The following is an 8,780-nucleotide window of genomic DNA, read 5'->3' as shown; positions in this document are numbered from 1 at the left end:
TTCGGTTTCAATGCCAGGGCGCGGGCGATGCCGATGCGCTGGCGTTGCCCGCCGGAGAACTCGTGCGGGTACCTGTTGTAGTGCTCCGGGTTCAGGCCGACCAGTTCCAGCAGTTCCTGGACGCGGTGTTTGACGCCGCCGGGCGGGGTGATCCCGTTGACCTGCAACGGCATCGCCACGATCCGCCCGACCGTGTGGCGGGGGTTCAGCGACGCGTACGGGTCCTGGAAGATGATCTGCAGGTCCTGCCGCAGCGCGCGCAACTCACGACGCCCGCCGCGGGTGATGTCCCGCCCCGCGAAGGTGATCGACCCGGCGGTGGGTTCCAGCAGACGCACCAGCATCCGCCCGGTCGTGGTCTTCCCACACCCGGACTCCCCCACCAGTCCGAGGGTCTCCCCCGGCCGCACGTCGAAGTCCAGGCCGTCGACCGCCCGCACCGCACCCCGGGCACGCAGCCCCTGCCGCACGGGGAAGTGCTTCGTCAGCCCCCGCACCGACAGCAAAGGCTCACTGTCCGGCGCCGCAAGGACGGCCGCACCCCGCCGGCCGTCGACCGCGCCCGTCGTGTCCTGGTCAGCACTCATCGGGCCACCCCCACCTGCGCGACCTCGTCGCGGTAGATCCGCTCCCGCGCGGCGACCGGCAGGTGACACGCCACCAGATGCCCTGCCGCCCCCGCCGCGACCAACTCCGGAACCTCGGTGCGGGACCGGTCGCCGTTCACATCGGCCCAGCGGCAGCGCGGATGGAACGCGCACCCCGGCGGCAGGTTGATCAACGACGGCGGGTTGCCCGGGATCGGCACCAGGTCCGCGTCCGCGTCACCGTGCAACGACGGCACACTCGACAACAACCCCCACGTGTACGGATGCTGCGGCGCCCGCAACACCCGCTCCACACTCCCGTGCTCCACCGCCCGCCCGCCGTACATCACCAACACGTCATCCGCCACCTGGGACACCACACCCAGGTCATGGGTGATCAGCACGATCGCCGACCGGAACTCCTCCTGCAAATCACTGAGCAGATCCAGAATCTGCGCCTGCACCGTCACGTCCAACGCCGTCGTCGGCTCATCCGCGATCAACAGATCCGGATCGTTGACCAACGCCATCGCGATCATCGCCCGCTGCCGCATCCCACCCGAGAACTCGTGCGGATACTGATCGAACCGCTTCGCCGGCTGCGGAATCCCCACCCGGTCCAGCATGTCCACCGCCCGCGTCCGCGCCTCCCGCCGACCCGCCCTCGGGTGGTGCACCCGGTACGCCTCAGCGATCTGCCTACCCACCGAGTAGTACGGATGCAACGCCGACAACGGATCCTGGAAGATCATCGCCATGTCCCGGCCCCGCAGCCGCCGCACCTCCTCCTCACCCAACCCCACCAGCTGACGCCCACCCACCCAGATCTCCCCCGAGATGGTCGTGCGCTTCGCGTTGTGCAAGCCCAGGATCGCCAGCGACGTCACGCTCTTACCGGAACCGGACTCACCCACGATCCCCAACGTGCGGCCCCGCTCCACCGCGAACGACACCCCGTCCACGGCCCGCACCACACCGTCCTCGGTGTCGAACCGCACCCGCAGATCCCTGACCCGCAGGTACGGGCCCTCGCCGCGCCGCGGCGCCGGAAGCTCCACCATGTCCGATCCCTCCCCCTCAGCTCAGCCGGACCCGTGGGTCGATCACCGCGTACAGCACGTCGACGACGATGTTGGCGACCACGATGAACACCGCTGCCAGCAGCACCGTCGCCATCACCACCGGCAGGTTGAGGAACTGCACCGCCTCCACCGTCGCCTTGCCGAGACCCTGGAGGCCGAAGATGGTCTCGGTGATGAACGTGCCGCCGAGGCTGGTGCCGATGTCCAGCCCGGCGATCGTGACGATCGGCGTGATCGCCGCCCGCAACGCGTGCCGGGTGTGCACCTTCCGCGCGGGCAGCCCTTTCGCCCGCGCGGTACGGACGAAGTCCTCCGACAGCGTCTCCAGCATCTGCGCCCGGGACAGCCGGGCGTACAGCGCCGAGTTGAGGAAACCCAGCGTCATCCAGGGCAGCAGCAGCCCGGCCGCCCAGCGCAGCGGGCTCTCGGTCAGCGGGGTGTAGCTGGGGAACGGCAGCAGGCCGGTGGAGTAGACGAGCAGGTAGAGCAGGATCAGCCCGAAGAAGTAGACCTGCATGGACGCCCCGGCCAGCGTGACGCCGATGGCGGCGCGGTCGAACGCCGTACCCCGGCGCAGCGCCGACACCATGCCGAGCGATACGCCGAGGCCGAGCCAGAGCACGGCGCCGCCGAGGACGATGCTGAACGTCACCGGGGCCCGCTGGGCGACGATCTCGGTGACCGGCTGGTTGTTGCGGAACGAGTAGCCCAGGCAGGGCGCCGGGCAGTCCTGCCGGAAGTCACCCTCGCCGTAGGTGCGGCCGGCGAAGACGCCGTGCACGAAGTCGGCGTACTGCCGGGGCAGCGGCTGGTCGATGCCGAGCCGGCGCTCCACCTGGGCGATGTCCTCGGCCGTGCAGTTCTTGCCGCACATCACCTTCGCCGGGCTGCTCGGCACCGCGAAGAAGAGACCGAACGTGACCAGGCTGATGACGACCAGGGTCAGGGCGGCGACGAGCAGCCGCCGTACGACGAAACGGAGCACGGGAGCACCTCCCCCGAGGTCGGCGCGGGGACGGCCGCCGTGGCCGCCGCCCCCGCGCGGCTGTCACTTCTTCACGTAGATGCCGTTGAGCGAGATGATCCCGAACGCGTCGCTGAGGAAGGCGTTGCCGACCTTCGAGCCGTGCAGCTCGTAGGTGGCGTCGTAGTAGCAGGGCACGACCGGGGCGTACTTCTCCATGATCATGCGGTCGAGCGCCATCCAGCCGGCGTCCTGCTCCGCGGCCGGCAGGTCGCGGACCCGGTCGATCTCCGCGCTGACGGACGGTTCGTTGAGGTACGACAGGTTCTGGTTGCCCTCGGCCACGATCTCCCGCCCGTCGTAGACCGGCGGGATGACCGTCGAGCCGGTGGGCCAGTCCGAGCCCCAGCCGGTGAGGTACATGTCGTACGGGTTGTCCTTGCGGCCGACCTCGTCGTAGTAGCTGCTGTTGTCGATCGGCTTCATCACGATGTCGAAGCCCATGTCGGTGAGGTTCTTGCGCAACGCCTCGGCCTGCTGGGTGCGCAGTTCCAGGTTGGAGTGGGCGAGCACCAGCTTCGGCCGCTTGCCGGCGAGCAGCTCGGCGGTCTTGGCCTTGTCGCCGGTGACCGGGCCGTTGAACAGGTCGTACGGGACGAAACCGGCGGTGGTGGGTGACATGAGCGTGGTCGCCGGCGAGCCGGCGGCCTGCCCGCCGAGCACCTTGAGCAGGGCGTCCTTGTCGACGGCGTAGTTCAGCGCCCGCCGTACGCCCAGGTCGGTGACCCGCTGGGTGTTGATGCTCAGCACCCAGTTGTACTGCGTCGGACCGCGCACGACCCGGTCGGAGACGCCTGCGCCGGTGGTGCGGGGCAGCACCGACGGCGGCACGTCCGACCAGCTCAGCGCCGCCTGGTCGGCCGGCCCGTCGGCGACCAGACGCTCGGCGATCTGCGCCTGCTCCAGGCCGAACGTCATCCGGATCGCGTCCGGGTACGCGTTGCGGATCGGGTCGGTCGCCGGATCCCAGTTCGGGTTGCGCTCCAGCTCCAGCGACACGTCGCGCTGGTAGGACTTCACCCGGTACGGCCCGGACGAGAACGGCCGCAGGTCGTAGTTGGCGCGGGTGTCCTTGGCGGCGGGCACGGGCGCGCTGGTGGGCAGCGCCGCGGCGTACGGCAGGTCGCAGTGCGGCTGCGGGAAGGTGAACCGGATGGTCCGGTCGTCGGGGGTGGCGACGCCGTCGGGCACCGGCTTGCCACCGTCGTACGGGCCCTTGTAGGTGGCGTTGTACGCCCCGCCCGGGTAGAGCCACTGCTGGATGTAGTGCGGGCCCTCGTTGAGGTTCGCCGCGAACGACCGGGCGATGCCGTGGGCGACGTCCTTGCTGGACACGGGCGTGCCGTCCTCGTACTTCACGCCCTCGCGCAGGGTGAACTCCCAGACCTTGCAGTCGCCGTTCACGTCCTTGCCGGGGTTGGTGGCCAGGTCGCCGACGAGCAGCAGCTTGCCGGTGCCGTCCTCCTTGTAGCCGTTGAGCGCGCGGTAGAGCAGCCCGCCGGCGACCTGCTGCACGTTGACGTAGTTGCGGGCCGGGTCGAGGTGCTCGAAGTCGGCCGGCTGCATGACGGTGAGGGTGCCGCCGCGGGTCGCCCCGTCGACGTCCTTCGCCGGGCCCTGGTTGTCGGCGGCCTCGTACGAGATCGAGCCGCTCTGGGTCTTGGTCTTCTGGTCGTCGCCGCCGCCACCGTCGGTGGTGGGGCTGCAGCCGGCGGCGGCCAGCGCCGCCGCGGCGAGGACACCTGTCAGTGTCCGGGTTCGTGCGCGCACGGTGTGCTCCTTCCTGCCCGGCGGCCCCCGCCGGCCGGGCACTGATGGCCGTGGGGGACTACCGGGTGGAGCGGGGGTCCAGCGAGTCGCGCAGCGCGTCACCGAGCAGGTTGAACGCCAGGACCAGCAGGAAGACCGTCAACCCGGGGAACAGGGTGTACCAGGGGTCGCTCGCGACGTAGCCGATGCTGTTGAAGATCATGCGGCCCAGGTCGGGCGTGGGTTCGGTGACGCCGATGTTGACGAACGCCAGTGCCGCCTCGATGGCGATGAACTGCGGCACCATCAGCGAGACGGTGACCAGGATCGGCGCCCAGATGTTCGGCAGGAGCTGCCGCAGCAGGATGTGCGCGGTGCCGGCGCCGGCGGCCCGGGCCGCGTCGACGAACTCCCGCTCCCGCAGCGAGATCACCTGCCCGCGGACCAGCCGCGCCGTGTACGTCCAGCTGAACAGCCCGAAGGTGGCGACGATCAGGGCCACCCGGAAGGCCGGCGAGGGCGCCTCCCGGTCGGAGTAGAAGCGGTCCTGAAGGATCGGGATGACCGCGAGCGCGAAGATGAGGAACGGGAACGCCAGGGTCAGGTCGATCAGCCAGTTGACGGCGCTGTCCAGCCAGCCTCTTGCCCACCCGGCCAGCACACCCACCGCGACACCGATTCCGGTTGCCACCAGCGCCGAGGTGAACGCGATGAACAGGGACGTCCGCAGGCCGTAGACCAGTTGCATCAGGATGTCCCGGCCACTGCCGGGTTCGAGCCCCAGCCAATGGTCGGCGCTGATTCCGCCGGCGTACCCGATCGGCATTCCGAAATCGTTGAGCCGGTCGGCGAACTTGTCGGTCGGGTCGATTCCGGTGAGGCGTCCCAGCAGTGGCGCGCCGAGCGCGACCAGGGCGGCGACGGCGAGCGTGACGGCGCTGGCGCGGGCCGTGCGGTCGCGTTTGAGCCGCAGCCAGGCGAGCTGGCCGGGTGACCGGCCGACGAATTCTGCGGGCCGGCCGGCGGGGCCGGGGACGGCCTCGATGTCGGGGCCGGGAGCGGCCGGCGGGTGCGACAGTTCGCTCATGAGCAGTCCTCCCGATGGGGACGAAAACGCCCTGCCACCCGACGGTAATGCGCTTCCGGGCACCGAAAGGAATCGGTCCGGTAACGGCCGATCCGGTTGTCGCTCATTGACAACGATCCGGCGTACGGAATGCATCGGCGCAATAACGGCGCGATTCGGTTGTCAGCCTTTCAGGTAGCCGTTCGGCAAATTCGGAATGTGTTGCCGCAAGGCATTCAGGCGGTTGTCAGCCGTTCGGGCATTCCCGTACGCCGATGTCACACCGAGCGGACCGTGCGGCTGGTCTGTGTAACACTTCGTGACTCTTCGCGTTCACACCGTCCACCTAGGGTTCTCGGCGGTCCGGTTCGCACGACGTGCCGGGCCGTCCACCGGCCCTCACCCGGGGCCCCGACGGAAGGACCACCCATGCCCTTCGCCCGACGTACCGCCGCTCTGGCCCTGGCCGCCGCGCTCGGCGGCCTAGCCGCGCCGGCCTCCCCGGCGGACGCCGCGCCGCGCCCCGGCCCCGAGACCCCCTCGGTGCTGCTGCTGACCGTCGACGACGGCGCCGGCGTGCGCGCCACGGTGCTGACCTGCGGGCCCACCGGCGGCCTGCACCCCGACCCGATCACCGCCTGCCGGCTCGTCGCCCGCGTCGACGGCGACCTGGACGCGCTCGACGTGGACGGCGCGCCGTGCACCTCCCAGTACGCCCCGGTCGTCGCCCGTGCCGTGGGCTTCTGGCAGGACCGCCCGGTCTCCTACACCCGGACGTTCGCCAACCCCTGCCTGATGCAGCGCACCACCGCCACCCTCTTCACCTTCTGACCCCTCCCCCTCCCCCACCCCCCTTCTGGTTGATCATGAGGTTGGCGGTGTTTCCGGCCCGATTTGTCCCCGTCAACCTCATGATCGACGGGGTGGGGTGGGTGTGGGTGGGGTGGGTGCGGAGAATGGGGTGCAGTGTTCGGAGCGGAGACTGTGGGGGTGGACGGGCCGGTGGCGGGCGAGGGCGGGCGGGAGTTGCGGGCGGACTGTTCGCGCTGCGCCGGGGTGTGCTGCGTCGCGCCGGCGTTCACCGCGTCGTCCGACTTCGCCGTCGACAAGCCCGCCGGGCGGCCCTGCCCGAACCTGCGCGCCGACTTCCGCTGCGGCATCCACACCGAGCTGCGGCAACGCGGCTTCCCCGGGTGCACCGTCTTCGACTGCTTCGGCGCCGGTCAGCACCTCACCCAGCACACGTTCGCCGGCCGCGACTGGCGCGCCGACCCGGCCACCGCGCAGCGGATGTTCGGCACGTTCGCGGTGCTGCGACCGCTGCACGAGTTGCTGTGGTACCTGACCGAGGCGGTACGCCTGACCCCGCCCGGGCCGCTGCGCGACGAGCTGACCTCCGCGCTCGACGAGACCGGCCGGCTCACCGACGGCACCCCTGACGAACTGCTCGCCCTCGACGTCGACGCGCACCGGGAGCGCGCCAACCGCCTGCTGTCCCGCGCCGCCGAACAGGCCCGCGCCGGGCGGGCCGGCCCGGACCGCCGGGGCGCGATGCTGATCGGGGTGGACCTGCGCCGCACCCCGCTGACCGGGGCGAACCTGCGCGGCGCGTGCCTGATCGGCGCCGACCTTCGGGGCGTACGCCTCGGCGCCGCCGACCTGACCGGCGCGGACCTGCGCGGGGCCGACCTGCGCGGCGCGGACCTGGGCGAGTGCCTGTTCACGCACCAGTCGCAGCTCGACGCCGCACGCGGCGACCACCGCACGGTGCTGCCGCCAGGGCTACGTCACCCGGCCCACTGGTCCCTGACGCTGACCCCGGCCGGCCCTCCCTCCCGCCCGCGCCGTCGCCGCCCCAGCTGACGCCGCCCCAGCTCGGCGACCTGTCTCCGCACCCGGCACAGCGTTGATCAAGGAGTTTGTGTCCCGATCCAGCCCTGAACCTGACACAAACTCCTTGATCAACCACGAGGCCGGGCCCGAGGACGAGGGGCGGCGCGGGAGGGCGGGCGGATGCGGGACGGCGTGGGTTTGGTGGGGGTGGGGTCGGGTAGGCGGCGCGGACGACTGATGACCGACGGGAGGACCACCGGTGGGGTATCGGGCACGCGACGGTGAGGAGCCGGTCGACCCGGCGCACGCCGAGGACGAGGCCGGGCAGGTTCCGCTGGTGCAGACGGCCGCGGACACCGACGTGCCGGCGCCCGCTCCCGGCGCGCCGAAGCCGGACGAGGTGACCGAGGACGACGGATCCGGCATGGCGGGCGGGGCGTCCGGCAGCAGTTCGGGCGGCTCCTCGATGCCGACCCACCCGGACGCGGCCCGTGGACCGGACGCGGCCCGCTGAACGGGCGCGAGCCACGGAACGGACGCGAGCCACGGAACGGACGCGAGCACGGAACGGGCGCGAGCCACGGAACGGGCACAGGCCACCGAACCGACGCAGGTCACTGATCGGGCACAGGCCACCGAACGTTTGCCGTCACCCGCTGCGGGCAGGAGTGCGACATGACCAGTGAACAGTCCTTCGGCCGCGCGGCCGGCGACGAACCCGACGGCGCGACCGCGTACGAGGCGTCCCTGCGCCCGCCGGGCGAATCCCTGCACACCACCGACGACACCGGCGACGACTTCGCCGACCTGCCCGCCGAGGACCGGCGGTCGGCACGGGAGGTCAGCCGCGCCGGTTACGACGTGGCGGCCGTCTCCGGCACCGGTGACCCGTCAGAGGAGCCGGAGGAGATCGAGGAGGGCCGGCCGCTGCGCTGAGCCGTGCGCGGGGCGGCGGCTGCGCCGCTCCGCGCCTCGGTCATGCCCCGGTTCGCCAGCGCGTCGGCGCGCTCGTTCTCCGGGTGACCGTTGTGGCCCTTCACCCACAGCCACGTCACGTCGTGCCGGGCGCACGCCGCCTCCAGCGTCTGCCACAGGTCGGCGTTCTTCACCGGCTGCTTCGCGGCGGTCAGCCAGCCGTTGCGCTTCCACGCGTTCAGCCAGCCGGTGATGCCGTTGCGCACGTACGTGCTGTCGGTGTGCAGCCGTACCGTGACCGGGCGGGTCAGGCTCTCCAGCGCCCGGATCGCCGCGGTCAGCTCCATCCGGTTGTTGGTGGTCGGGGTGGCCTCGCCGCCGCACAATTCCCGCTCGTGCCCGCCCCAGCGCAGCACCGCGCCCCAGCCGCCGGGCCCGGGATTGCCGCTGCACGCGCCGTCGGTCCAGATCTCCACGACCCGGCCGGTCTCCGCCTCCACCATGCCCGGCAACCTACCGGGTAC

General features: G+C 71.4%; 10 protein-coding genes. 4 read left to right on the top strand and 6 right to left on the bottom strand.

Annotated elements, in window-relative coordinates; genetic code table 11:
* The 5 genes from GA0070562_RS08970 to GA0070562_RS08950 form a co-directional block, all read right to left on the bottom strand.
* Positions 1-587, bottom strand: a 587-nt coding sequence (locus GA0070562_RS08970) for an ATP-binding cassette domain-containing protein (RefSeq protein WP_139135444.1), incomplete at its 3' end; no start/stop codon positions are given.
* On the bottom strand, positions 584-1,648 hold the full coding sequence (locus GA0070562_RS08965; protein ID WP_091418350.1) for an ABC transporter ATP-binding protein: 1,065 nt from the start codon (positions 1,646-1,648) through the stop codon (positions 584-586). The genes GA0070562_RS08970 and GA0070562_RS08965, both read right to left, overlap by 4 nt.
* Before the next feature lie 16 nt (positions 1,649-1,664).
* On the bottom strand, positions 1,665-2,654 hold the full coding sequence (locus GA0070562_RS08960) for an ABC transporter permease (protein WP_091418347.1): 990 nt from the start codon (positions 2,652-2,654) through the stop codon (positions 1,665-1,667).
* A 63-nt stretch (positions 2,655-2,717) separates the two neighbouring features.
* Positions 2,718-4,463 (bottom strand): ABC transporter substrate-binding protein, encoded by a 1,746-nt coding sequence (locus GA0070562_RS08955; protein WP_091418344.1) that lies wholly within the window; start codon positions 4,461-4,463, stop codon positions 2,718-2,720.
* Between the two features lie 58 nt (positions 4,464-4,521).
* The gene (locus tag GA0070562_RS08950) at positions 4,522-5,529 is read right to left on the bottom strand and encodes an ABC transporter permease (protein WP_091418342.1); all 1,008 of its coding nucleotides are present in this window, start codon (positions 5,527-5,529) and stop codon (positions 4,522-4,524) included.
* A gap of 408 nt (positions 5,530-5,937) precedes the next feature.
* On the opposite strand from GA0070562_RS08950, the gene GA0070562_RS08945 reads away from it, so the two are divergent.
* The 4 genes from GA0070562_RS08945 to GA0070562_RS08930 all read left to right on the top strand — a co-directional run bounded on the left by GA0070562_RS08945 (position 5,938) and on the right by GA0070562_RS08930 (position 8,277).
* Entirely contained in the window at positions 5,938-6,339 is a 402-nt protein-coding gene (locus GA0070562_RS08945; protein ID WP_091418340.1) for an SSI family serine proteinase inhibitor, read from the top strand.
* Between the two features lie 171 nt (positions 6,340-6,510).
* Positions 6,511-7,371 carry a pentapeptide repeat-containing protein gene (locus tag GA0070562_RS08940; RefSeq protein WP_091418502.1) on the top strand — a complete coding sequence of 287 codons (861 nt, stop codon included), beginning with the start codon at positions 6,511-6,513 and terminating at the stop codon, positions 7,369-7,371.
* 229 nt (positions 7,372-7,600) lie between these two features.
* Positions 7,601-7,855, top strand: coding sequence for a preprotein translocase YidC (locus GA0070562_RS08935; RefSeq protein WP_091418337.1), 255 nt, complete (start codon positions 7,601-7,603; stop codon positions 7,853-7,855).
* Positions 7,856-8,016: 161 nt separating this feature from the next.
* Positions 8,017-8,277 (top strand): hypothetical protein, encoded by a 261-nt coding sequence (locus tag GA0070562_RS08930; protein ID WP_091418334.1) that lies wholly within the window; start codon positions 8,017-8,019, stop codon positions 8,275-8,277.
* Here the strand turns inward: GA0070562_RS08930 and rnhA are convergent.
* Positions 8,196-8,759, bottom strand: coding sequence for a ribonuclease HI (rnhA, locus tag GA0070562_RS08925; protein ID WP_091418332.1), 564 nt, complete (start codon positions 8,757-8,759; stop codon positions 8,196-8,198). The genes GA0070562_RS08930 and rnhA overlap by 82 nt on opposite strands.
* Positions 8,760-8,780: the final 21 nt, after the last annotated feature.

The organism is Micromonospora tulbaghiae (genome assembly GCF_900091605.1).
Lineage (GTDB): Bacteria > Actinomycetota > Actinomycetes > Mycobacteriales > Micromonosporaceae > Micromonospora > Micromonospora tulbaghiae.
This window is presented reverse-complemented; position numbering and strand designations above follow the sequence as displayed.